The sequence below is a fragment of the Nocardia sp. NBC_01377 genome (genome assembly GCF_045040005.1).
GTDB classification, from domain to species: domain Bacteria; phylum Actinomycetota; class Actinomycetes; order Mycobacteriales; family Mycobacteriaceae; genus Nocardia; species Nocardia noduli.
The window spans coordinates 7,793,515-7,817,403 of sequence record NZ_CP109566.1; the positions used below are offsets into that span (position 1 = coordinate 7,793,515).

Sequence of the window (23,889 nt, forward strand, 5' to 3'; positions counted from 1 at the left end):
GCCGCCGCAGCGGGCTACTCTCGGCTGACCGTTCGGCGTTGAAGGGATCCTCCAGTGGCAGCTTCTACCACCCCGTCGAATGTCGACGCGGCGTCGGATCCGGCCCGGCCCCCGGACAAGCGGCCCGGGTTGTGGACCGATCTGGTCATGCTGGCATTGGCTGTCGTCTCGCTCGTGCTGGTCGTCTGGGTCAGCTTCTTCACGGTGTCCGACACCGTCCACCACACGATCGTGGTGACCGACTGGGTCATCTGCGGGATCTTCGCCGCGGAATTCCTGTGGCGTTGGCGTCGCGCGGGCTGGCCGTGGACCTTCCCCTTCGTCTACTGGTACGAAGTGCTCGGCATGATCCCGGTGACCAGCCCGTTCTTCCGCGGTTTCCGGCTGCTGCGCATCGTGGTCATCGCGGTGCGGCTCGGGCGGGTGGCCGATCGCGCGCTCGGTGACCGGGTGACCGCGGCGGTGGTCAACCATTTCGTGAAAACCATCGTCGACGTGATCAAACGGCCGATGACGATGGCCGTACTCGATGAGGTGGCGCATGTGCTGCGCACCGGTCACTACACCCGCAATATCGCCGCCGCGTTGGAGGAGAACCGGTCGGAGATGGACGAGATGATCGTCGAACTCATCAAGAAGGATCCGGCCGCGGGCAAGGTCCGCTACATCCCCTTCCACGACGACATCATTCGACTGGTCGCCGACACCACCTTCCGCATCGTCTTCCAGGTACTGGCCGATCCGAGGACCGACGAACTGGTCTCGGACATGATCCGCGAGAACGTCGACCAGATCAGGACGGCGGTGCGCGACGGCGTGCGAGTCGAGCCGTCCTACTACGGCCACACCCCGCACGAGCGCAGGGTCCGGCACCTGCTCATGCAGCAGTCGAGCAACCCGTGATTCCGGTCAGTGCGCGCCGTGCCTGATCTCCTCGCGCGGGCGCGCGTAACGCTTTGTCTCCCAGACGATCAGCACCACGAGTACGGCGCAAAGCAGGGTGAGCGAGGCCAGCGCCGGTAGCGCGCACGCGAGCGGTATCAGCGCGAGCAAGGCGACGGCGGCGACGACGCGCGGCATCGTGATCTGGCCTGTCGCATAGTGTTTGAAGCCCACCAGCGCGATCAGGTACAGCACGACACCGCCGTAGAGCGCGAACAGCGGGATCCCGTACAGCGCGTCCTTCAGGGTGTGGTGCGAGGCGTCGCCGACGTAGTACAGCACCTTCTTGAGGCCGAGCGAGAGGCCGATGATGCCGACGATCATCGGGAAATGCCAATAGGTGTAGCAGTTGCGGGCGATCTTGATCTGGCGCTGACCTGTCGCCTGCTTCAGTTCGTGTTCCACCGCGAGCGCGGCGACGTCGAAATAGGCCCACCACAGCAGTCCGGCGACCGCGAGGCCGAGCAACGATCCGACGGTGATCGGCCAGGAGATCGGCAGCCCGGCGACACCGATACCGATGGACACGATGGATTCGCCCAACGCGACGATGATGATGAGTCCGTAGCGCTCGGCGAAATGACCGGCGGAATTCACCCGCCAGTCCTCGCCGGCCAGAATCGTCCACAGCATGTCGCCCGCGATCGCGGCGATCCACAGCGCGATCTGCACGTGCCCTTCGGTCATCGCGGCGATCACGAGCAGGGTGGTGCCGATGGTGATGGAGCCGAGCGCCCATCGGGTGACCTGACCGCGCAGCTGGGTGTCCTCGGCGCTGGCGAAGTAGAAGACTCCGACGTGGATCATGCGGGTCACCAGATAGGCGATCGCGAACACCAGCGGACCGAACCAGCCGCCGGGCAGATCGTGGAAGGCCTCGGGGATCGTGATGGCCGCGATCAGGCCGCCGCCCATCGCCGCGAACATCGCGACCCGGGTGAGACCCTCGTCCGCCTTGACCACATTGCCCAGCCACGAATACGCGATCCACACCCACCACATGACCGCGAGCACCAGTACGGCGCGCAGCATGTTCTTGGCTGTGGTCTCCTCGGCGGCGAGATCGGTGACCATCGTGAACGCGAAGACGATGACGAGATCGAAGAAGAGCTCGAGCTGGGTGACCGAGCCGTCCTCGGCTTGCGATTGGAACCGAATCCTCTTGCTACCGATCATGGCGCATATCGTCGCATCCGGGGGCCGGGTCGGCGACCGAGGTTTTCCCTCGGCGAAATCGTCGGGACGATTCCGGTCACATCATCCGGTAGTCCCTGGGCTCGGGGTACGCCTCGGCGAATTCGATGAAATTCTGGACCACGGTCTCGTGCCAGCGCTGGACCGTGCGCTTCATCAGCAGTCCCGGTAGCGGAATCCGCGAATGCACGGTGACGTGGTACCAGACCTTGGTTCCGGCAGGGCCGGGCGCGACCTGGAACCAGCCGTCGCCGCCGATACCGCGCGAACTGTCGACCACCTGCCAGGCGCAGCGCGATTCGGTCCACTCGTATTCGAGGACCTGGAGATCGGAACTTCCCATCACGTCGGCGGTGACGTAGACCCGGTGCGGTCTGCCCCGCTCGTCGCGGGTCGCCACGCGCGCGTCGTGGTAGGTGGACCACTCGGGGAACATCTCGGTGGCCGCCAGGGCCTCTAGAACCTGTGCCGGGGTGATGTCGACGACAAAGTGAATGTCGATTTTCGTGCGCATGCCATACCTCCACCCCCCGGCGGATCAACTCGGCCGATTCTGCACAGCCGTCTTCACATCCGTCAACCTGGCTATTCGGTTCGGATATGGCTCTACCGGAGGGTAGTGATGTCGCCGGAAGTGCGCCGGGGGCGGAGAGCGGCGTCACCACCCGGGGCACACGCCGTCAGTCGGCGGTAGCCGGTTCGACGATCGCGTCGGGGCCTGGGTACATCAGCGACTCGTGTCCGTCGTCGAACCGCACCACATACGGCGGTGATCCGCCCCTGCCGCGCACCTCGATGATCTCGCCCTGGTGGTCACGTTGTCCGACCACGTGCCCGTGCACGTGGAGCCGGTCTCCGACATTCGCCATCATCACCCCATTATCGACCGTGAGTGACACGGGTCACAACCCGTTCGACCTGCTGTGATGTGGCTCGTCTTTCGAATCGGGGCCGACGAGTCGGTGCACCGCGTCCTCGATCAGGCTCGCGCTCTGTTCCTCGGTGAACAGTCCGGGCAGGGTGAGACGGTCCAGGATCAGCCAGTTCAGCGCCAGGTAGAGCAGGCGCACCGACTGCTCGTCACCGGGCATCCCGGCGTCGAGATGGTTGCGCACATTGAATTCCAGATCGGCGCGGACCCGTTCGGTCAGCACCTCGCGCAGCGCCGGTCGCCTGGTGGCCTCCAGGCGCAGTTCCAGCAGTGCGAGGTAGCCGGTGCTGAACGCTTCGATCCGTCCGACCACCTCGGTCATGAGTTCGGTGATGTTCGCCCGGGTCCTCGGCCCTTCGGTCACCTTCGCCATGATTTCCGGACTCGGCTGCAATCGCTCGTAGAACCGCGCGCCCGCCTGGGTGAGCAGGTCGTCGCGGTTGGCGAAGTAGTTGGACGCGGTCCCGGCGGGGACGCCCGCCTCCTTGTCCACCGCGCGGAAGGTGAGCCCGCGCGCGCCCTGGGCGGCCAGCACCTCGATCGCCGCATCGATCAGTGCCCGCCGTCGTCCCGGGTTGGTCCGCACTTGACACCACTCCTTCTGTAGTACTACCTTCAAGCCACTTCAGATAGAGTACAACAGGTTGGATGGTATCCGAATGCGAAAACTCGTCTACTACGTGGGTGTCTCGCTCGACGGCTACATCGCCGGTCCGGGCGGCGAATACGATTTCTATCCCCTGGACGCCGAGATAGGCGCGTGGACCAACACGGAATATCCCGAATTCGTCCCCACCCATCTGCGCGGCCACGTCGGCATGGCAGTCGACCAGCCGAACAAGCGCTGCGACACGGTCCTCATGGGCCGCGGCACCTACGAGCCCGCGCTGTCGGCGGGAGTGACCGGTCCGTACAGCCATATGAAGCAGTACGTCGTGTCCGGCACGCTCGGGCGGATCGATGATCCGAACGTCGAACTGGTCGAATCCGACCCGCTCGGACTCGTGCGCGGACTGAAGAAAGAGGAGGGCCTCGATATCTGGCTCTGCGGCGGCGGTGTGCTCGCCGGGCAACTGCTCACCGAAATCGACGAGCTGATCATCAAGAGCTATCCCGTGGTGGCGGGCAGCGGGATATCGGCCTTCTCCGGGACCTTCGACCCCACGCTGTTCACGCCGACGCGGCGCGAGGAATTCGGCAACGGCGCCCAGGTGACCTGGTTCACCAGATCCTGAGTCAGCCCGCGTCGGTGAGGAAGGACAGGCGCACCTGGCGGTCGGGGTTGTCGACATTGAGGTCGACCAGCGCGATCGACTGCCAGGTGCCAGCGCCAGCCAGCCCGTGAGCACGGGCACGGTGGCGTAGGGCGGGATCAGCGCGGGCATCACGTGCGAGCGGCCGTGGCCGCGCGCACCGTGCGCGTGCCGCCAGCGATCGTCGGCGGGCAGCAGATCGCCGAGGGCGGCCAGCAGATCGTCGTCACTGCCCGCGCCGAGTTCGATGATCGCGATACCCGCCGTCGCGTGCGGGACGAAGATGTTCAGCAGTCCGTCACCCGCCCCGTCGACGAACGCCGCGCACTGCGGCGTGAGGTCGAAGACGACTTCCGAAACTCCGGTCCGCACATTCAGCACCGTGCTCTTCATAACAGCATTCTCCTCGACTCCGGTCCGCGTCGGTGTCACGCCGCGGACTTTCAGAACATGAAGCACCAGTGAGTCTTTGCGAAATCGAGGGTCGGAAAGGACCCGGTCGCGACGGGCGCGACGGGGGCGGCCCGAGAGGTAGGCACAGATTCGCGAGGCTTCTGCCGGTAGTCTGAACAGCTGTCAGCAGCTGATCGTCGATCGTGGAGGACCCTGTCGTGGCTCTCGTTGTTCAGAAGTACGGAGGATCCTCGGTGGCTACCGCCGAGCGTATCCGGCGCGTCGCTGAACGGATCGTCGAAACGAAGAAGCAGGGCCACGATGTGGTGGTCGTCTGCTCCGCGATGGGTGACACCACCGACGAACTCCTGGATCTCGCGCAGCAGGTCGCCCCGTCGCCGCCCGCCCGCGAGATGGACATGTTGCTCACCTCCGGTGAGCGCATCTCCAACGCGCTGGTGGCCATGGCCATCCACTCGCTCGGCGCGGAGGCCCGCTCGTTCACCGGTTCGCAGGCGGGTGTCATCACCACCGGCGCGCACGGTAACGCGAAGATCATCGACGTCACCCCGAGCAGGTTGCGCTCGGCCCTCGACGAGGGCCTGGTCGTCCTCGTCGCCGGTTTCCAGGGTGTCAGCCAGGACAGCAAGGACGTCACCACACTCGGGCGAGGTGGTTCCGACACCACCGCGGTGGCGCTGGCCGCCGCGCTGGAAGCCGATGTGTGCGAGATCTACACCGACGTGGACGGCGTCTACACCGCGGACCCGAGGATCGTGCCGGACGCGCAGCGGCTCGACCAGGTCTCCTACGAGGAGATGCTGGAACTGGCCGCCTGCGGCGCGAAGGTCCTGATGCTGCGGTGCGTCGAGTACGCCCGCCGCTACAACGTGCCCGTCCATGTGCGCTCGTCCTACACCGACAAGCCGGGCACCTACGTTTACGGATCGATGGAGGACATCCCCTTGGAACAAGCAATCCTCACCGGTGTCGCGCACGACCGCAGCGAGGCCAAGGTGACCGTGGTCGGACTGCCGGACGAACCGGGCTACGCCGCCAAGGTGTTCCGTGCCGTCGCCGACGTCGAAGTCAATATCGATATGGTCCTACAGAACATCTCGAAGGTGGAGACCGGCAAGACCGACATCACCTTCACCCTGCCCAAGACCGACGGCGCGCGCGCCGTCGAGATGCTCACCGCGCGCCAGGAGGAGATCGGTTTCTCCCAGGTGCTCTACGACGACCACATCGGCAAAGTGTCGTTGGTCGGCGCGGGCATGAAGAGTCATCCCGGCGTCACGGCCACCTTCTGCGAGGCGCTGGCCGAGGCCGGGGTCAATATCGACCTCATCTCCACCTCCGAGATCCGGATCTCGGTGCTGGTCAAGGACACCGAGCTGGACGAAGCGGTGAAGGTGCTGCACAAGGCGTTCGATCTCGGCGGCGATGAGGTCGCCGTCGTGCACGCCGGAACCGGCCGCTGAGCAGCGCGACACCGCGCCGCGCACATCGACCGATCGCGTCGGAAGGACTTCAGTCATGGGCATTCGGGTAGGCGTCGTCGGCGCGACCGGTCAGGTCGGCGCCGTGATGCGCAAACTCCTCGAGGAACGGAATTTCCCGGCCGACGAGGTGCGTTTCTTCGCGTCCTCGCGCTCGGCCGGTAAGACGCTGCCGTGGCGCGGCGGCGAGATCGTAGTCGAGGACACCGAGACCGCCGATCCGTCGGGTCTCGACATCGCGCTGTTCTCGGCGGGCGCCACCATGTCCCGGGTGCAGGCGCCGCGTTTCGCGGCGGCGGGCGTCACGGTGATCGACAATTCCTCGGCCTGGCGCAAGGACCCCGATGTCCCGCTGGTCGTCAGCGAGGTCAACCCCGAGCAGACCCGCAATCTGGTCAAGGGCATCATCGCCAACCCGAACTGCACCACCATGGCGGCCATGCCGGTGCTCAAGCCGCTGCACGACGCGGCCGGGCTGCGCCGACTGATCGTGTCGAGCTACCAGGCGGTCTCCGGCAGCGGTTTGGCCGGTGTCGAAGAACTCGCCACCCAGGTGCGCGCCGTGATCGACGACGCCGAGAAACTGGTGCACGACGGTGGCGCGGTGTCCTTCCCCGCGCCGAACAAATACGTCGCGCCTATCGCCTTCGACGTCATCCCGCTGGCCGGGGCGATCGTCGACGACGGCAGTTTCGAGACCGACGAAGATCAGAAGCTGCGCAACGAGAGCCGCAAGATCCTCGGCCTGCCCGACCTGCTGGTGAGCGGAACCTGCGTCCGCGTCCCGGTCTTCACCGGACACTCGCTGTCGATCAACGCCGAATTCGACGAACCACTCTCGGTCGAACGCGCCACCCAGATCCTCGCCGCCGCCCCCGGAGTCCGGCTCGTCGACGTCCCGACCCCCTTGCAGGCCGCAGGCGGCGACGAATCCCTCGTCGGCCGAATCCGCCACGACCCCGGCGCCCCAGACGGTCGCGGCATCGCCCTGTTCGTCTCGGGTGACAACCTGCGAAAAGGCGCCGCGCTCAACACCATCCAGATCGCCGAAGTACTTCTCGCCGAACGCTGATGGCGAACCCTTACTCCGAGGTGTATCTCGGCGACCGGCTCGTTCCCGCCGAGGACGCGCACGTCGGTATCGCCACGTCGGCGGTGCTGTACGGCCTGAGCGTGTACACGGTATTTCCCGTGCATCCCGAGGGTTCGGCGTACACGGCGTTCCGCCTCGACGATCATTTCCGGCGTCTGGAGGAATCCTGCAAGATCATCGGGATCGATCGGTTCGCGGTGGAATGGGATTTCGCGCGGTTCCGGTCGGCGGTCATCGAATTGATCGCCGCCAACGCTCCCACCGATGATGTCTTCGTCCGCGCGACGGTGCACGTCGTGGCATCGATTCCCGGTACCAGGGTGCGCGGATGCGAGATCCAGGTGAGCATGTTCGTCTACGACGCGGTGCCGATCGTGCCGCAGGACGGTATGCGGCTGAAATCCAGTCCGTGGCGTCGGATTCCGGACAATGCCATTCCGTCGCGCGCGAAAGTCAACGGCGCGTACGTGAATTCGGTGCTCGCCAAACAGGACGCCATCGACAGCGGTTACGACGATTGTGTCTTCCTGGACGGCAACGGGCACGTGTGTGAGCTCAGCGCGGCCAATATCTTCCTGGTGCGCGGCGGCACGCTGATCACCCCCGACGTCTCCTGCGACATTCTCGACGGCATCAATCGGCGCACCGTTCTCACGCTCGCGGCGGAGGACGGCATTCCCGTCATCGAACGCGGTGTCGATCTGACCGAGTTGTACATCGCCGACGAGATTTTCGTCACCGGCACGTCGGCGGGGGCCGCGCCGGTGCTGGAGGTGGACGGTCGCGTCATCGGCAGCGGTGCGCCAGGCCCGATATCCCAGGCCGTGCGCAAACGTCACGCGGCGGCCCTGCGCACCGACGACGTGCACGGCTGGGTCACCCGGCTGCTCCGATAGCTGTCAGCGGATGCCCGGTGTGCGCGGGCCTGGGCCGAGGCAGGCCAGTATCGCGCAACCGGGCGGTGCGTCGGTGAACGGCGCGGCCAGCGGGGAGTTCAGGCACGCGAACACATCGCAGCCCGGATAGGAGAACGGGCCGACGCCGAAGACGGCGAGCAGGAAATTCGAGTCGACAAGTCGTCCCGGATCCAGGCGCAGCGGCGGTTCGACGAACGGTCCGGGATCGGGAACCGGATTGTCGACCATGGCGTCGAAGAGTCTGCGGAAGAATTCGTGCGGCAATTCGGCGGTGTTCTGCACGACCCCGGAAATACCCTGGCTGCTGACATTGCCGAAGACGCCGGTCCACATGACCATGAGGTCCAGGCTGGGGATCACGAAGATGTTCTGCATTCCCAATCCGGCCGTCGAGAAAATATCGCGGGGCAGGAATGCCGCGAACTCGGCGCAGCCGGGGCCGATCCAGAACAGATAGCCGTAGCAACTGTTCGTCGCGGAGGGCGAGCGCGCTTTCCGGAGGTATTCCTCCGAGAGGATCTGCCGCGCGCCCCACCGGCCGTCGTTGCTCAGCAGCAGACCGAGTTTGGCGAAATCGTCGGGCGGGATCATCAGGTGCGCGTAGCCGTAGGTGTGGCCCGCGCGGTCGCGCGCCCAGTAGTAATCGGTGCGGGCGATACCGAGCGGATCGAACAATTCGCGCTGGGTGAACTGCTGTAATGGTTCGCCGATCGCCGATTCCAGGACGTAGGCCAGCAGGTCGACATTGCGCTGGCTGTAGCTGAACGCGGTGCCGGGGGGAGTGTCGAGCGGCACCCCGAGCGCCTGCACCGCGCTGTTGGGATCGATCGGGATGACGCCGGTCAGCCCTTCGGTCAGCACACCGACTCTCATCCCGGAGGTTTCGGTGAGCAGATTCTCCACGGTGATCGAACGGTGCGCCGCGTCGCCGAGGCCCGCGGGCAGATAGCGGTCGATCGGCGCTGCCAGATCGATCAGGCCACGGTCCCACGCCATTCCGACCAGGATCGACACCATACTCTTGGTGGAACTCCAGATATTCCACGCGACGTTATCGGTCACCGTATTGTTCGGGCCCTCGCCGACCAGGCAGTTGTGCCGAAAGACCTGTACGTTGAGCCGATTTCGCGTACCGGTGAATCGCAATGCCGCGTCCAGCCGTGCGGAGTCGAATCCGACCTCCTCGGGCGCGGCCCGCTCCGGTTCCCTGTCCGACCGCACCGCGCAGGAGATTTCGCCCCCGACGGGGTCGGCCTGCGCGACGGCGGTGACGGCACTCCCCACGACCAGCGCTGCCGCGGTGAGCGCGGCGAGCGAACCACGGATACGCCCCATGTCGGAAGGCTATCGCTCCGAGCGGTCGCGCACCGGCCAATGGGCCGAGGTCGTCGCGCCGATCGGAAGTGGTGGTCTGCGTGTGAGTCGAGTCCGGTCACCACCGAATCGACGGTTCCGAGACACGGCCCGCGCATTCGGCGCGAACGGCGACCGATGCCGCCGATACGCGAAACGCCGCCGGATCCGAAGATCCGGCGGCGTCCGATCGTCGAACGTCACTTCGACGTCACGACCTGCGTCGACGTCCCACAAGCGCCTCTCGGCGGGTGGTCGCTCGTAGCGACAATGGGGTGAGGCCCGGGGCTGTCCGAACGTCGACAGTCAGCTACAACGAGTGCCCCGGCGAATGTATTCCTGGCGAACAGATGTGACCTGCGCCATGGACGGCATACCGGCCGCAAACGTCTACGATCTAGGTGGATTTCGCGTATTCGAAAAACGGGGGCTGTTGTGATCGACGATCCGGTGCTGACCGAAATGCTCGCGGCGCTGCAACGGAGTCCCGAGGTGCTCGCGCTGCGGGTGCGGGTCATCGAGTTGTTCGCCGAACGCGGTCGCCACGCCGAGGCGCTCGGGCAGTGCGGCGCGGCACTGACCCAGGAACCCGGCAACCCGAGAGTTCTGCAACTGCTCCAGCAGTGCACGACCGCGCTGGGTGCGTCCGGGGGAGTCGCGCCGGAGGCATCCCAGACTTCGCCTCCTGCCGCGTCGACGTCCGGGGGAGACACGGCAGCGTCGGATTCGCCGACCGCGTCCGGTCCGGCCGATGTCACTACACCCGCGTCCGATCCGGCTATGTCGAACCCGGCGCATCCGAACCTGCACGTGTCGAACCCGGCAGATCCGAATCCCGAAGCCCCCGAACCCGATCCGAGCACCGCTCCCGCGAACGGATACGACTGGGCCGCCGCCGAGGACCAGGTTTCCGATATCGTCGCGCCCGCCTTCGTCGATCAGGGTCCGGGCGAATACGCCGCCGACGGCGACGCCGGGCTGTTCGAGAAGTCGCGGGTGACGCTGGCCGAGGTCGGCGGTATGGACGAGGTGAAACGTCAGCTCGACCTGACCCTGCTCGGACCGTTGCGGAATCCGGAGCTGGCCAAGGCCTTCGGCACGTCGGCGCGCGGTGGCCTGCTGCTCTACGGTCCGCCCGGCTGCGGCAAGACCTTCATCGCCTCCGCGATCGCCGGTGAGCTCGGCGCGAATTTCTATCCGATCGAGATCGCCGACATCCTGGATATCTACATCGGGGCCAGCGAACGCAATCTGCACAATGTCTTCGAGGTGGCGCGGCGCAACGCCCCGTGTGTGCTGTTCCTGGACGAAATCGACGCGCTCGGGCACAAACGCAGTCAGATGTCGGGTTCGGCCACCATGCGCACCGTGGTGAATCAGCTGCTCAACGAGATGGATTCGGTCGGTAACGTCAACGACGGCGTGTATGTCCTCGGAGCGACCAACCATCCGTGGGATGTCGATGTCGCGTTGCGCCGTCCGGGCCGGTTCGATCGCATGATCCTGGTCGCGCTCCCCGATCCCGCCGCGCGCCGATCGATCCTGCACTACCACCTGCGCGACCGGCCGGTCGCCGGTATCGACCTCGGTGCGATAGTCCAGCTCACCGAGGGTTTCTCGGGTGCCGATCTGGCGCACGTCTGCACGTCGGCCACCCAGTTGGCGATGGCGGAATCCATCAAGAGCGGTGAGGTCAGGCCGGTCACGATGGCGGATATGCATTCGGCGCTGTCGGGGATCAAGCCGAGTGCGGGCGCGTGGTTCGAATCCGCCCGCAATGTCGTGGAATTCGCCAACGGCGACGGCAGCTACGACGATCTGGCGATGTATATGAAGCGAATGAAATTGCGGTGAATCCGCAGGTCGAAAAAGCCAGGGTGCTGATCGGCCTGAAGCGGCCGGAAGCCGCGCGGGCGCTGCTGTCCACGGTGCTGGCCGGCGAGCCCGACCACGCGGAGGCGCACGCGCACCTGGCGAATTCGTGGTATGCCACCGGCGACTACGACAGGGCCCTCGACTGCGCCGAAGCCGCGCTCCGGAACGCGCCCGCCTACGAGTTCGCCTGGCGTATCAAGGCATTGGCCGAATCGCAGCTGGCCACTACCGCCGCCGCCGGTGACGAGGCGAGCGAACGGAGCGCGCGGGCGCGGGCGGCGGCGTTGCGATGTGTGCGGCTCGATCCCGAGAGTTCGGAGAATCAACGCATTCTGGCGATGGTGACGATGGACGTCGACCTGGCCGCCGCGCTGGAAATCATCACCCACGCCATCGAATTGGATCCGGAGAGCGCGGATCTGTATGTCCTGCGCGGATATATGCTCCGCCAGTTCACCGGTGCGGTCGCGCTCGCCGAGGCCGAGCGCGTGTTGCACGAGGCCCTGCGGCTCGACCCGGACAACGCCGACGCGCTGTATGAACTCGCCTCGGTCGATCTCGCCGCCGGTCGCCGTGACTCGGCGATGCGCAGGCTGCGTCAGGTCGCCGAATGGGATCCGTCGAGGGCGCCCGCGGTGCGGGTCGGGCTCGCCATGATCGAGAACGATATGGCCGAGCTTGCCGCGGCGGAACATTCGGCGGCGCGGGACGCGGCGCGCACGCACACCGAGCCGCGTAGATCGTCGCTTCGGCGGCCGGTGGTCCTAGTGCTCGTGGCGTTGGCGGTGGTCGGCAATATCGTGTCCGGGGTGATCCTGTCCGAAGGTGACGGTTCGGATTCCGACGGGCCGAAACCCACGCGCGTGTCGCCCACCCTGCACCGTTTCCCACAGACCCTCTACCCCTCGCCGATCCAACTGCCGCCGAACTATCCGCGGGTGCCGCCCACCCTGTTGATTCCGCCGTCGTGGCGTTTCACCCCGCCCGCCCCTCCGCCGCCGACCTGAACGACAGCGGCGGGGGCGTGTCGGTCGCCTCACATGCGGGTTCGCTTTCTTGACTAACTCCAAATAGCGGGTGACCATCGAATTCATGCAGAACAGTGGCGGCCCACGCGAGTGGTTGCGGGCGGCGGGCCTTCGGGTGACCGCCCCCCGGCTCGCGGTGTTGGACGCTGTCGCCACCAGGCCGCATTCGGACGCCGAACGGGTGGCGGCCACCGTGCGCGAAGCCCTCGGGACCGTCTCGACCCAGGCCGTCTACGACGTGCTCAGGGCGTGCGTGAACGCGGGCATCCTGCGCCGGATAGAGCCCGCGGGCTCCTCGGCGCTCTACGAGACCAGGATCGGGGACAACCACCACCACCTGGTCTGCCGGGCCTGTGACACGGTCGTCGACGTGGATTGCGCGGTGGGCGGCGCCCCGTGTCTGGAACCCGACGACAACCACGGATTCGCGATCGATGAGGCCGAGGTCGTCTTCTGGGGTCTGTGCCCCGCCTGCCGCTCGCGCGAGCAGTCCGCGGCGGCCTCGCCCCGCCAGTAGTTCCCCGAGAACCAGTTCGCCCCCGGTCGATGACCGGGGGCGAAGTCGTCGGTGCCTACCAGGACAGGGTCCGCGCGCCCGCCGTGCCGAGGGCGAGAGCAGCCGCGCGGCCGGATCCTTCGATTCAGAGCAGGCCCCACCAGTACAGCAGGCAGGCCAGCACCCAGACCACCACGGTTTCCATCGTCGCTCCAATCCTTTTGGCGCACCGCCTACATCATCCCGCGAACGTCGCCGGGGCGGAGCGAATTGATTTCCGCACCGGCCACTTCGTTACTCCAAGGTCTTATTAAGTCCCCAGCAAGCGCGCGACGGCATTGTTTGTCTCGAAGCCGGACCACACCGGAGACATTCCGCAGAGGACGAAGGGAGCACAGATGGCAGACGGGACGAACCACGCGGGGTCGCACGCTGTCGACCACTGCCGCCGGTAACCGGGGAAAGGGGGGATAACAGCCACTGCCGGGGTGGGATCCAGGCTCGACTTGTCCACACGAGGGGTGACAAGTCGGACCGGAGACAACACCGGTCGGGCCGGTCGACGAGGGGTGACCGGGCCGACCGTGAACGTTGTCGGGCAGGCATGGCATATGGCTCTTCCGAGAGCTGATCGGCGATCGAGGCATCACCACTGCGACAGGTAACCAATCTGTGCACGCCGACGATCCCATCCGAGGTACGGGCCGGGCCGGTCCACACGAGGGGTGACCGGCTCGGCCTCACCGCGTTCGGCGGCGTTTCACGAGACGTTCGCTTGCCGCTTCAACCACGGCCTGACAGGCTGAACAGGTGCCTGACTATTCAGTCACCCCGTCCTATCGACTCCTGGCACTCGATCACGAGATCGCCCTCGAACGCGCGCAGGAACGTTTACGCGCCGAATTCGTGACGGTTTTCGACTGGGATACGGTGCACCACTATCTGATGTCGTCCTACGACGAATTCGCGGCTCGCTCCCGGGTGACGCTCTACCTGCCGACGCTGGCCGAACGTTTCTGTCGTCAGCAGTTGCAGGCGCGAGCGCGGCTGGAGGGCAAGGTCGCGCGTCGCCATCCGACGGTGCTTTTCCTGTGTACCCACAACGCGGGCCGCTCGCAGATCGCGCTGGGCTTCTTCACCCAGCTGGCGCGGGGCCGGGCGGTGGCCTGGTCGGGCGGGTCCGAACCGAGCCCCGCGCTCAATCCGGCCGTCGTCGCGGCGATGGCGGAGATCGGCGTCGACATCGGCGACGAATATCCGAAACCGTGGACCGAGGACATCATCGCGGCGGCCGACGTCGTCATCACCATGGGCTGTGGTGATATCTGCCCGCTGCTGCCCGGACCGCGCTACCTGGAGTGGATCATCGAGGATCCGGCCGGTCTCGACGTCGAGCAGGTCCGTCCGATCCGCGACGATATCGAGCGGCGGGTCGGGGAGTTGCTGGTCGAACTCGGTATCGCGGTGCTGCGCGGCTCAGGCGCTCGATGAGGTTCGGTCGGCGAGTGCCACCTCGTCCGTGCCCGGATCGATCGTGCGGCTCGGCCACCATATGCGCGGCCCGATGAGGGTGAACAGCGCCGGAATGATGACCGTGCGCACGACGAACGTGTCGAGCAGGATGCCGAGTCCGACCACGATTCCCAACTGTGTCAGGGTGATCAGCGGTAGCACGCCGAGTACGCAGAACACCGCGGCGAGCACGATTCCCGCGCTGGTGATGACCGCGCCGGTCGAGGAGACCGCGCGGACGATGCCGCCGGTCGTGCCGTGTGTCGGTGTCTCCTCCTTCGCGCGGGTGACCAGGAAAATCGTGTAGTCGACACCGAGTGCCACCAGGAACAGGAACGCGAAAAGCGGCACGTCGGTGTCGATCGCGGGGAATCCGAACAGGTGCACGCTCAGCCAACTGCCGAGACCGAGGGCGGCGACCGCGCTCAGCACCGTGACCGCGACCAGCAGCAGTGCGGCGGGCACCGCGCGCAGCAGGGCCAGCAGCACCAGGCAGACGACGGCGAGAACGAGCGGGATGATCAGCAAGCGATCGCGTGCGGCCGCCGTCGTGACGTCGAGTTCCTCGGCGTCGCTGCCGCCGACGACGGCGTGCGCGCCGTCGATCTCGGCGAGCCGGGTACGCATCGATTCGACGATGTCGAATGCCCGATCGGAGGCGGGTGGAGCATCGATGACGACCGACCATCGGGTGAGCCCGGTCGGCGCGGTCGCGATGTCGGTGGCGCGGACGACGCCCGGCGTCGCGGCGAGGGTTTCCCGCACCTGCGGCGCGGCCGAGGTCCGCGCGATCACCAACGCCGGGTCGGAGGAGCCGGAGGGAAAATGTGTCGCGAGGGTGTCGAATCCGTCGACCGATTCGGCGGTGACGCGGAACTGTTCGGTCTGGGAGAGTCCGACGTCGACGGTGAACAGTCCGGCGGCGCAGACGGCGAGCAGTGCCGTCGCGCTCGCGGCGACCAGCGCGGGCCGCCGGATGACCCGCAGCGCGATCGCATGCCATATTCCGCGCTCGGCCGGGTCGCGACCATCGGGGCGCGGCACGAAGGGCCAGAAGATGTTTCGCCCGCACACGGCCAGCACGGCGGGCAGGCCGAGCAGGACGAAGACCAAGGCGACCAACAGTCCCGACGCGGCCAGCGCGCCGAGACTTCTCGTACTCGGCACCGATGCCGTCACCAGCACGAGCAGGGCGGCCACGACGGTGAGATTGCTCGCCAGGATCGCCGGACCCGCGCGCCGCACCGCCCGGCGCAACGCCGTGCGGTGATCGCGTTCGGTGTGTAGTTCGTCGCGGTAGCGCGATACCAGCAGCAGCGCGTAGTTGGTGCCCGCGCCGAAGACGAGCACGCTGGTGATGCCCGCGGTGGAACCGTCGAAACTCAGGCCGGTGGCCCTGGCCACGCCGGTTCCCACGGTCGTCGCCAGGCGGTCCGCCCAGCCGATCACCAGCAGCGGCGCGAGCCACAGCACCGGTGAGCGGTAGGTCAGGATCAACAGCACCGCGACCACGATCGCGGTGACGGCGAGCAGGGTGGTGTTCGCTCCCGAGAACGAATCGGCGATATCGGCGCCGAAGGCGGGACCGCCGGTGATCTGGAGCCGCAGTCCGTCGGGCAGACCTTCGCCCGCCGCCTGCCGCACGGCGTCGATCCGGTCGGTGAGTGCCGACCCGTTGAGTCGCGCGGGAATCGAGACCTGGCCCAGCAGTGCTCGGCCGTCCTGCGACGGCACCGGCGCCGTCTGCTCCCGACCGGCCGCCCCGGCGACGTTCGCGCGGGTCAGTGCCTCGACGGTCGCGGCGCGGTCGGATTCGGTGAGCGTGCCGTCGTCGGTCCTGGTGACCACGACGATGGCCGAGGCGGCACCGGAGTCGGGGAACTGCGCGGCGGCTTCCTTCGCCCGTGCCGATTCCGAGGCATCCGGCAGCGAGTTCGGCGCCTGGCCCGCGGTGTCGTTGTCGCCGATGCCGCCGATCAGCGCCGCGGACAGTCCGATGAGTAGCAGGAGGAACACCCAGGAGCGACGGGAGGTGACGGCGACGGCGTAGCGATCCCAGATACCCACGAAACGGACTCTCTCATATTCTTAACTATCAAGCAATCGAGAGAGTTGTACGCTGACCTCGTGACCGACAGTGATGCGACGGCCGCCGCGCACTCCGCCGACGCGGGTTCCGAACGCGCCGCGCTGGAACGAGAGATCGGCGCCGACTTGCGCGCGCTCACCGCTGTCTCCGATCAACTCGGTCATATCTTCGCGCGGTCGAACAGTCTGCGCCCCAATGACTTCCGCGCCCTGCTTCATATCGCGACGGCCGAATACGAGGGTGTCCCGCTCACTCCGGGCCGACTCGGCACACTCATGGGGATGTCGTCGGCGGCGGTGACCTACCTGGTGGAACGGATGATCGAATCCGGTCATCTGCGCCGAGCCGGGGACGAATCCGATCGGCGTCGGGTGCTGCTGTACCACGACGAACCGGGTCGGGCCGCCGCCGAGGATTTCTTCGTCCCGGTCGGACAGAGCACCCGCGCCGCGATCGCGGACTTCGGCGTGGACGATCTGCGGACCACGCACCGGGTGCTTTCGGCGATCATCGAGGGGCTCGGACAGCATTTCGACGCGCTCGGCGCGGTGAGCCGCGATCAGGCGGAGCGGACCGCCCGGGGGTAATCGGGCAGCGCGTAATTATCGGTCTTGCCGAGCATGCGCATCATCAGCGGTTTCATCATCCTGGTCGTCATCAGGCGGGAGACGGCCATGCCCGCGCGGATGCCGAGACGGGTCGACGGGGTCATCGCCTTCACCCCGCCCGGCGGCAATTCCATCGCGGCCGCCACGAACGGGCGCAACGCGGCCTCGTAGGCGGCCAGCGCCCCGTGCGGATCGGTGGGATCGGCGGAGATCTCGCCCGCGAGCAGGTAGGCGCCGACCAGCGCCATCGCGGTGCCCTGCCCGGTCAGCGGTGAACCGCAGTACCCGGCGTCACCGAGGAGTACGACCCGTCCATGCGACCAGGTCGGCAGTTCGATCCTGGCCAGTTCGTCGAAATAGAAATCCGGTGCGTCGTCCATGGCCGCGAGCATGGCCTCGGCATGCCACCCGCCGCCTGCGAGCCGCTCCCGGATCAACCGCTGCTGAGCGGTGACGTCGCGGCGCAGCGCCGGATCGGCCGGACCGCGTACGACCACGAGTGCCTTGCATGTCGCGGGATCGGCGTCGGGCCTGATCCCGATACCGGTCGCGCCCACCAGGGAATGCATGGAGAACCAGTGCGGTTCCACGCCCGCCGGGGTCGGCATGGTGAAGAAGGACATGTATCCGCCCAGGTAGGTGCTGTAGTCGCGCTCTGGGCCGAAAACCAGCTCGCGAGTGGCGGAATGCAACCCGTCGGCGCCGATGACGATGTCGTAGCGCTCGGCGTTTCCCGAGGCGAAGGTGACGTCGACGCCGTTCGCGTCCTGGTGGATCTCGGTGACCCGGTCGCCGTAGCGGTAGTCCGCGCCCCCGGCTTCGGTGAGAGCGTCGAGCAGGACCTGGTTCAGGTCGCCACGGGTGATCTCGATTTCGGCGACGCCGCCTTTGCCGTCGAACATGGCGGCGGGCATGCGCAGCGATTCCTCGCCCGCCGCGTCGACGTACAGCATGCCGCGCTCATCGAGCCGCTTGGCATCGATGCCCGGCATCAGGCCCATCCGGTTCGCGACGTCGCGACTCGGTCCGCGCAGGTCGACGGCCTGACCGCCGGGGCGGGGGGCCGCCGCGCGTTCCACCACGGTCGGCCGGATTCCGGCGCGGACCAATTGCAGGGCGACGGCGTTGCCGCCGATGCCGCCGCCGCAGACGAGTACGCGCGGTGCGGCGGTGGCGTTGTCGAGGGAGTTCATGATGGCCTCAATCTTGCTCGAATGTCTTAGACATATGTCTAACAGAGCGGTTGCACGTTTGTCTAGTACAAATGTTCAATACGTGCGTATGAGGATCTGGTCCCGGAGACGACGATGGACCGGAGCCGTTACCGGCCCCGGTCCATCGCTTCGAGAATTCGGATCAGTTCTTGCGCTGCGAATACGCCTTCCACCCGCGGAACGTCGTGATATCGGTGGCGGACACCGCGGAGTCGTAGGTGCAGGCGAAGCCGATCACCGAACGGCCGTCGGCCAATTCGATACTGGTCAACGCCATGGGCGGAGGCAGTTCGGCGAGGAAGCCGCCGAGTCCGGCGCGCGAGACCCGGAACAGTTCGCCCACGATCGGCGCGCCGAGTCCGGGGCCGTGGCGCACCAGACCCGGTTTCGGCGGTGTGGTGTCGAGCGCGGTGAGCCGGTAGGCGTCGGTGGTCTCGACCTCCCCGGTGAACCGCGCGCCGATCTCCTCCAACTGCCAGTGCAGCGTTTGCCCGCGCAGATGCGCGCCGAATACCGCCAGGTCGACGCCGTCGGCGACCAGTGTCGGTGATTCGACGCAGGCGATGCGGGCCGCGAGATCGATGCCGACCTGGTCGGTGAAGGCCGGTGTCACCACCATCACGCCGAACGGTTCGCCGTCGGCGGTCGGTGCGCCCGGAATCGCCACCGCCGCCATATCCAGCAGATTGCAGAAGTTGGTGTAGGTGCCCATTCTGCGGTTGATGGTGATCGGATCGGCCTGCACCGCTTCGATACTCGGATGTTCGGTGGTCGTCGGCAGCAGCAGTCCGTCGAATTCGCGTAACAACTCCTCGGCCGCCGATTCGGCGCGGGCCAGGGTATCCAGATCCGCCGCGAAACCGGGGCCGGTGGTGCGGCCCGCCGCCGCGATGATCGCCGCCACCGTCGGATCCGCGCCTGCGGGAGCGGTGTCGAGGAAGGCGCCTACCGCGGTATAGCGTTCGGCGACGATCGAGCCGTCGTAGAGCAGTAGCGCGGCCTCCAGCAGTCCGGAGATGTCGATCTCCTTGGTGACGATGCCCGATTCCGTCACGGCGGCGACGGTTTCGGCGAAGGCTTTGCGGTAGCTCGGGGTGAGCGCCGCGAGATCCTCCGCGCGCGGCACGGCCAGGCGTGGCTGTCGCGGGGCGGCGAGCCGGATATCGGCGGGCCAGGTCCTGCTGCGCGGATCACGGTCGTCACGCCCGGTCATCATCCTGGCCGCCGCGACGGCGCGGTCCAGATCGGTCGCGAAGACGGTCACCGCGTCGTAGTCGGCGCACGCGGGGACGACGCCGTGCGCGGGAATGATCCCGAGGGTCGCCTTGATGCCGACGATGCCGTGCAACGCCGCGGGCACTCGTCCCGAACCCGCCGTATCGGTGCCGATGCCGATATCGGCGATGCCGAGCGCGACCGCGACCGCCGAGCCGGAACTCGAACCACCGGAGATCAATTCGGGATGCACCGCGTGCCGCACCGCCCCGTAGGGACTGCGGGTGCCGACCAGGCCGGTGGCGAACTGATCCAGATTGGTCTTCCCCAACACCAGCGCACCCGCCGCGACCAGGCGTTCGACCGCGGACGCCGTGACCTCGGGGGTGTAGGCGAAATCGGGGCAGGCCGCCGTGGTCGGCAACCCGGCCACGTCGATATTGTCCTTGACCGCCACCAGGACACCGGCCAGTGGCAGTGCTTCACCGGCGGCGAGTCTGCGCTCGAGCGCGGCGGCCTCGGCGGTGACTTCGCGCTGTGCCCGCAGTGTTATCCACACCTCGGGGCGATCCACCTCGGCTATTCGCCGGAAGGCGGCTGCCACCCGTTCGATCGGAGATCCGTGTACCTCGGTGCTGTCTGTATTGTCCACGACGCCTGCGGGCATTCAGTCCACTCCGATCACTGCTAGCGGGGTTCCCGGTTCCACCTTGGCTCCCGGGGCGGCGAACACCCTCAGGACCGTGCCGGCACCCGGGCTGTGCACCGGCAACTCCAATTTCATGGCTTCGAGGATGGCAACCGGGTCTCCCGCCGCCAGCCGCTGACCTTCTTCGACCTCGACGCGCCACACATTGCCGATCATCGGCGCGGTGATCACGGTCGCTCCCGGCGGCAACCCGTCCAGCGGGTCCGCCGCGGGTTCGGCGACCGTCTCCACGGTGGCGGCGCGTTCGAATTCGCCCGAGGCGCGCCACGCCTGCTTCTCCGCCTCGAAAGCGGCGGCCTGCCGCGTCTCGAATTCCGCGATGGACGCGGCGTTCTCGGTGAGCACGCGCAGGTGATCGGCATAGGCGAAGGTGCCATCGCCCACCTCGGCGTCGAATCGGCCCGCTTTCGCGGCGGCGCGGTATTCGAGTAGTTCCGCGGGCGTGACCGGTTCCCAGACGATGCGGTCGAAGAACCGGAACAGCCACGGCGTCCCCGGCTCGAACGGCGCGGACTGGCGGTAACTCGACCAGATCGGAATGGTTCGCCCGATCAGCTGATATCCGCCTGGGGATGCCATGCCGTAGACGCAGAGGTATTTGCCGCCGATGCCGACCGCGTCCGACGGTGTCCAGGTGCGCGCCGGGTTGTATTTGGTCGTGACCAGACGGTGTCGCGGATCGAGCGGAACCGCGAGCGGCGCACCGAGATACACGTCGCCGAGCCCGAGTACCAGGTATTCCGCGTCGAACACCGCCGCGCGTACCTGTTCGACGCTGTCGAGTCCGTTGATCCGCCTGATGAATTCGGTATTGGACGGCAACCAGGGCGCGGTGTCGCGCACCCCGCTGCGGTAGCGATCGATCGCCTCGGCGATGGACGGATCGTCGAACGACAGCGGCAGCCGGATGGCGCGGCTGGGAACCACCATGTCGCCGATCGCGGGCAGTTCGGTCTCCAATTCGGCCAGTACGCCGAGTATCCGGTGCTGGGGGAGTACGTCCGGGTCGAAATGGATATGCAGGGAACGCACGCCCGGCGTCACATCGACGATGCCGGGCAGGCCCGACGCCGCGAGCGCGTCGGCCAGCGCGTGCACCCGCATGCGCAGTCCGAGATCGAGCACCATCTCGCCGTATTCTACGAGGATGTTGTCGTCGCCGCCGCGCAGGTAGACCACCCCCGGGCGATCGGAGGCCGCCTCGACGCCGCCGAGGATGCCGCGATCGTCGTCACCCGCGCGACCGGATGTGCCGATCGAGGCTCGTGCCCGCGCGGTATTCGAACCGCGAAGCGCGTCGGCCTCGGTGTCGTCGACCGGGATGAATCGCACGGTGTCACCTGGGCGCATCTGACCGAGTTTCCAGCGGTGGGCCGACACGACCGTGAGCGGGCACGCGAAACCGCCGAGGCTCGGACCGTCCGGGCCGAGCAGGATCGGCGTGTCACCGGAGACGTTCAGTGTTCCGACGCTGTACGGGTTGTCATGCAGATTCGACGGATGCAGCCCGGCGTCGCCGCCGTCACCCCGCGACCAGGTCGGTTTCGGCCCCTCCAGGCGGATGCCGGTGCGATTGGCGTGGCTGCCGACCCGCCACGGATGCGAGTAGAACTGCGCCATGTCGGCATCGGTGAAATAGGCGGGCGCGGTTTGCGGACCGACCCCCACCGCCAACTCCCAGACGTGCCCGAACTCCGGCCGCTCGTCCGGCGTGACATCGTGCGGCGCACCCAGTTCGGCGCCCGCGACGATGCCGATGACATCGCCCGATGCCACCGCCCGCCCGGTCACCCCGCCGAAACCGCCGAGGGTGAAAGTGGCGGCGCTGCCGTGGTACAGCGGTGCGTCGAAACCGCCGCGGACCGCGACGTAGGTGCGCAGTCCGGTATCGAACGGCACCCCGAGATCGAGGACCGCTCCGGCGTCGACGGTCACCGGTTGCCACATCCGCACCGGCACACCGTCGACCGTGACGGGGGCCTCCGCGCCGGTCACGCACACCACGGTCGGCTCGGAGAACGCGAGCTGCGGACCGTGCAGCGTGCATTCCAGCGCGGGCGCCTGCGGCGGGTTGCCGACGGCGGAATTGGCGAGGGTGAACGACAGATCGTCCATCGGGCCGGACGGGGGAATGCCGACCTGCCACAACCCGATTCGACCCGGATGGTCCTGAATGGTGGTCATGGTGCCGCCGCGTAGCACGTCCACGCGATGTTCGACCGGGTGGATTCCGGCCAGCGTCGAGGTGAGATGGTCGGCGGCGAGGACCGCGGTGTCGTGCGCGGCCGCGCGCAATTGCGCGATATTGGTGCGGACGCCCTGGATGACGGTGCCTGACAGCGCGCGAGACAGATCGTCGAAGGCCGCGTCGCGGGTGGTGTTCGCGGTGATCACCTTGGCCAGCAGCGGGTCGTAATACGGGCTGACCTCGGTTCCGGTGCGCACCCAGGTGTCGACCCTGGCGTCGTCGGGAAAGTCGGCCACGGTGATCAGACCCGCACTCGGGCGGTAATCGTGCGCCGGATCCTCGGCGTAGACGCGCGCCTCGACGGCGTGCCCGGTGATCGCGGGACCGCGTTCGGGCAGTTCGTCGACCATCGAACTGTCCCCGCCCGCCAGCCGCAGCATCCACTCGACCAGATCCACCCCGGTCACGGCCTCGGTCACCGGATGTTCCACTTGCAGACGGGTATTCATCTCCAGGAAGGACGCCTCGCCGCGGTCGGCGTCGTAGACGAATTCGACGGTTCCCGCGGACCGGTAGTCGACCGAACGCGCCAGCTCCCGCGACGCGCTGAGCAGGCGTTCGATCGTCTCGTCGGCCAGATTGGGCGCCGGCGCCTCCTCGATGACCTTCTGATTGCGCCGCTGTAGCGAACAGTCACGGGTGCCGAGGCTGACCACCCGGCCCTGCCCGTCGCCGAACACCTGCACCTCGATATGCCTGGCGCGAGCGACGAAACGTTCGAGGAAAACCCCGGACGAGGAGAAGTTGGTCGACGCCAGCCGTTGCACCCGCTGGTAGGCGGCACGAACCTCGTCGTCTTCGGCACAGGACTGCATGCCGATACCGCCGCCACCGCCGACCGCCTTCACCATGACCGGGTAACCGACCCGCCGCGCCTGCGACACCGCGTGATCCGCCGATTCCAACAGACCGCTGCCCGGAATCAGCGGCACCCCGACGGCGCGCGCCGCCTCGCGTGCGGTGTGCTTGTCACCGAATATCCGCAGCTGCTCCGGCGTCGGGCCGACGAAGGCGATACCGGCCGCGGCCACATCGGCGGCGAATTCAGCGTTCTCGGACAGGAATCCGTAGCCGGGATGAACCGCACCGGCTCCGCTGGACAGCGCGGCGTCGATCACCCGATCGGCGCGCAGATAGGAATCGGCCGCCGCGCTCGGCCCGAGTAGTACCGCGGTATCGGCGAATTCGACGTGTGCCGCGCCCGCGTCGGCCTCGGAATAGACCGCGACGGTCTTCAACCCGAGCGCACGCGCGCTCCGCATGACCCGGCAGGCGATCTCGCCGCGATTGGCGACGAGCACGGTATCGAAATCCACC

19 protein-coding genes and 1 pseudogene are annotated in these 23,889 nt (G+C 67.2%); 10 read left to right on the forward strand and 10 right to left on the reverse strand.

The window, feature by feature from the left end; genetic code table 11:
• The first annotated feature begins 54 nt into the window (after positions 1-54).
• Complete coding sequence (locus tag OG225_RS35855) at positions 55-903, forward strand: ion transporter (RefSeq protein WP_405179165.1); 849 nt, start codon at positions 55-57, stop codon at positions 901-903.
• A 6-nt stretch (positions 904-909) separates the two neighbouring features.
• Here OG225_RS35855 and OG225_RS35860 read toward each other — a convergent pair whose 3' ends face one another.
• The 4 genes from OG225_RS35860 to OG225_RS35875 form a co-directional block, all read right to left on the reverse strand.
• Positions 910-2,118, reverse strand: a complete 1,209-nt coding sequence (locus OG225_RS35860) for a low temperature requirement protein A (protein WP_405179166.1) — start codon at positions 2,116-2,118, stop codon at positions 910-912.
• A gap of 76 nt (positions 2,119-2,194) precedes the next feature.
• Positions 2,195-2,650, reverse strand: coding sequence for an SRPBCC family protein (locus OG225_RS35865; RefSeq protein WP_405179167.1), 456 nt, complete (start codon positions 2,648-2,650; stop codon positions 2,195-2,197).
• 166 nt (positions 2,651-2,816) lie between these two features.
• Positions 2,817-3,008, reverse strand: a complete 192-nt coding sequence (locus tag OG225_RS35870; protein ID WP_109522745.1) for a DUF1918 domain-containing protein — start codon at positions 3,006-3,008, stop codon at positions 2,817-2,819.
• A 30-nt stretch (positions 3,009-3,038) separates the two neighbouring features.
• The gene (locus OG225_RS35875; protein ID WP_405179168.1) at positions 3,039-3,653 is read right to left on the reverse strand and encodes a TetR/AcrR family transcriptional regulator; all 615 of its coding nucleotides are present in this window, start codon (positions 3,651-3,653) and stop codon (positions 3,039-3,041) included.
• 73 nt (positions 3,654-3,726) lie between these two features.
• On the opposite strand from OG225_RS35875, the gene OG225_RS35880 reads away from it, so the two are divergent.
• Positions 3,727-4,302, forward strand: a complete 576-nt coding sequence (locus OG225_RS35880) for a dihydrofolate reductase family protein (RefSeq protein WP_405179169.1) — start codon at positions 3,727-3,729, stop codon at positions 4,300-4,302.
• Position 4,303: 1 nt separating this feature from the next.
• On the opposite strand, the pseudogene OG225_RS35885 reads toward OG225_RS35880, so the two are convergent.
• Positions 4,304-4,713 (reverse strand): annotated as a pseudogene (locus OG225_RS35885) (YjbQ family protein).
• Positions 4,714-4,931: 218 nt separating this feature from the next.
• On the opposite strand from OG225_RS35885, the gene OG225_RS35890 reads away from it, so the two are divergent.
• Genes OG225_RS35890 through OG225_RS35900 form a run of 3 tightly spaced genes read left to right on the forward strand, consistent with a single transcriptional unit; the run spans position 4,932 to position 8,204 of the window.
• A complete protein-coding gene (locus OG225_RS35890; protein ID WP_109522741.1) occupies positions 4,932-6,197 on the forward strand; it encodes an aspartate kinase in 1,266 nt (421 codons plus the stop codon).
• Positions 6,198-6,252: 55 nt separating this feature from the next.
• Positions 6,253-7,287 carry an aspartate-semialdehyde dehydrogenase gene (locus tag OG225_RS35895; protein WP_216917535.1) on the forward strand — a complete coding sequence of 345 codons (1,035 nt, stop codon included), beginning with the start codon at positions 6,253-6,255 and terminating at the stop codon, positions 7,285-7,287.
• A complete protein-coding gene (locus tag OG225_RS35900) occupies positions 7,287-8,204 on the forward strand; it encodes an aminotransferase class IV (protein WP_405179170.1) in 918 nt (305 codons plus the stop codon). The genes OG225_RS35895 and OG225_RS35900 overlap by 1 nt, the downstream gene beginning before the upstream one ends.
• Before the next feature lie 3 nt (positions 8,205-8,207).
• Here the strand turns inward: OG225_RS35900 and OG225_RS35905 are convergent, their stop codons facing one another.
• Positions 8,208-9,560, reverse strand: coding sequence for a serine hydrolase domain-containing protein (locus tag OG225_RS35905; protein WP_405179171.1), 1,353 nt, complete (start codon positions 9,558-9,560; stop codon positions 8,208-8,210).
• Positions 9,561-10,013: 453 nt separating this feature from the next.
• On the opposite strand from OG225_RS35905, the gene OG225_RS35910 reads away from it, so the two are divergent.
• From OG225_RS35910 to OG225_RS35925, 4 genes are all read left to right on the forward strand, one after another.
• Positions 10,014-11,432, forward strand: coding sequence for an AAA family ATPase (locus OG225_RS35910; protein ID WP_405179172.1), 1,419 nt, complete (start codon positions 10,014-10,016; stop codon positions 11,430-11,432).
• Entirely contained in the window at positions 11,429-12,460 is a 1,032-nt protein-coding gene (locus OG225_RS35915; RefSeq protein WP_405179173.1) for a tetratricopeptide repeat protein, read from the forward strand. The genes OG225_RS35910 and OG225_RS35915 overlap by 4 nt, the downstream gene beginning before the upstream one ends.
• A gap of 85 nt (positions 12,461-12,545) precedes the next feature.
• A complete protein-coding gene (locus tag OG225_RS35920; protein WP_405179174.1) occupies positions 12,546-12,998 on the forward strand; it encodes a Fur family transcriptional regulator in 453 nt (150 codons plus the stop codon).
• 789 nt (positions 12,999-13,787) lie between these two features.
• Complete coding sequence (locus OG225_RS35925; RefSeq protein ID WP_405179175.1) at positions 13,788-14,468, forward strand: arsenate reductase ArsC; 681 nt, start codon at positions 13,788-13,790, stop codon at positions 14,466-14,468.
• On the opposite strand, the gene OG225_RS35930 is transcribed toward OG225_RS35925, so the two are convergent.
• Entirely contained in the window at positions 14,454-16,556 is a 2,103-nt protein-coding gene (locus tag OG225_RS35930; protein ID WP_405179176.1) for an MMPL family transporter, read from the reverse strand. The two genes, OG225_RS35925 and OG225_RS35930, sit on opposite strands and share 15 nt — an antisense overlap.
• A gap of 60 nt (positions 16,557-16,616) precedes the next feature.
• Here OG225_RS35930 and OG225_RS35935 point away from each other — a divergent pair, with 60 nt between their 5' ends.
• Positions 16,617-17,165, forward strand: coding sequence for a MarR family winged helix-turn-helix transcriptional regulator (locus tag OG225_RS35935; RefSeq protein WP_405179177.1), 549 nt, complete (start codon positions 16,617-16,619; stop codon positions 17,163-17,165).
• On the opposite strand, the gene OG225_RS35940 is transcribed toward OG225_RS35935, so the two are convergent.
• The 3 genes from OG225_RS35940 to uca form a co-directional block, all read right to left on the reverse strand.
• A complete protein-coding gene (locus tag OG225_RS35940) occupies positions 17,138-18,379 on the reverse strand; it encodes an FAD-dependent monooxygenase (protein WP_405179178.1) in 1,242 nt (413 codons plus the stop codon). The two genes, OG225_RS35935 and OG225_RS35940, sit on opposite strands and share 28 nt — an antisense overlap.
• A gap of 163 nt (positions 18,380-18,542) precedes the next feature.
• Positions 18,543-20,282 (reverse strand): allophanate hydrolase, encoded by a 1,740-nt coding sequence (gene atzF, locus OG225_RS35945; protein WP_405179179.1) that lies wholly within the window; start codon positions 20,280-20,282, stop codon positions 18,543-18,545.
• The gene (uca, locus tag OG225_RS35950) at positions 20,283-23,888 is read right to left on the reverse strand and encodes an urea carboxylase (RefSeq protein ID WP_405179180.1); all 3,606 of its coding nucleotides are present in this window, start codon (positions 23,886-23,888) and stop codon (positions 20,283-20,285) included.
• Position 23,889 lies beyond the last annotated feature (1 nt).